General features: G+C 64.6%; 1 protein-coding gene and 1 pseudogene. Both read right to left on the bottom strand.

Annotated features, from left to right (window positions below):
• The coding region (gene dmpG, locus TU80_RS31090) for a 4-hydroxy-2-oxovalerate aldolase (protein ID WP_057006153.1) at nucleotides 1-785 on the bottom strand (785 nt) is incomplete at its 3' end.
• A 10-nt stretch (nucleotides 786-795) separates the two neighbouring features.
• Nucleotides 796-954: pseudogene (locus TU80_RS32980) on the bottom strand (acetaldehyde dehydrogenase); the annotation flags it as partial.

Below are 954 nucleotides of genomic sequence, written 5' to 3'. Positions count from 1 at the left end.
TCCGCTGCGTCCATCAAGGTGTAGAGGTCGGTGCCGTGGTTCCAGCCCAGGCGTTCGGCGGCGGCGATGAACACTTCCAGCGGCGCGTTGCCGGCCCCGGCGCCCATGCCGGCGAGGCTGGCGTCGATGCGGTCGCAGCCTTCCTCGACCGCGGTGATCGAGTTGGCCACGCCGAGCGAGAGGTTGTGGTGGGCGTGCATGCCGGTTTCGGTTTCCGGCTTGAGCACGGCCTTGAACGCACGGAAGCGATCGCGGATGTCCTGCATGTTCATCGCGCCGCCGGAGTCGGCCATGTACACGCAGGTGGCGCCGTAGCTTTCCATCAGCTTGGCCTGGGCGGCGAGCTGCTCGGCCGGGATCATGTGGCTCATCATCAGGAAGCCGACGGTGTCCATGCCCAGTTCGCGGGCGTATTCGATGTGCTGTCTGGAGACGTCGGCCTCGGTGCAATGGGTGGCGATCCGTACCACGCGGGCACCGGCGTTGTAGGCCGCCTTGAGGTCATGCACGGTGCCGATGCCGGGCAGCAACAGCGTGGTGATCTTGGCGTGGCTGATCACATCGGCGGCGGCTTCGATCCATTCCAGGTCGGTGTGTGCGGCGAAGCCGTAGTTGAAGCTCGAACCTTGCAGGCCGTCGCCGTGGGCGACTTCGATCGAGTCGACCTTGGCCTTGTCCAGGGCACGGGCGATGTCCTGCACGTTTTGCAGCGAATACTGATGACGCACCGCATGGCTGCCGTCGCGCAGGGTTACGTCGGAGATGTAGATTTTCTTAGCGTTCATGTCGCTCTCCTCAGGCCTGTTGCATCGACTGCGCCATGCGCTCGGCGGTAGCCAAGGCTGCGGAGGTCATGATGTCGAGGTTGCCAGCGTAGGCCGGCAGGTAATGGGCGGCGCCTTCGACTTCGAGGAACACCGAGGTTTTCAGGCCGGAGAATTTGCCCAGGCCAGG

It is taken from the genome of Pseudomonas veronii (assembly GCF_001439695.1).
Taxonomy (GTDB): domain Bacteria; phylum Pseudomonadota; class Gammaproteobacteria; order Pseudomonadales; family Pseudomonadaceae; genus Aquipseudomonas; species Aquipseudomonas veronii.
Note: the sequence above shows the minus strand (reverse complement) of the source record. Positions and strands in the feature narration are given on the sequence as shown.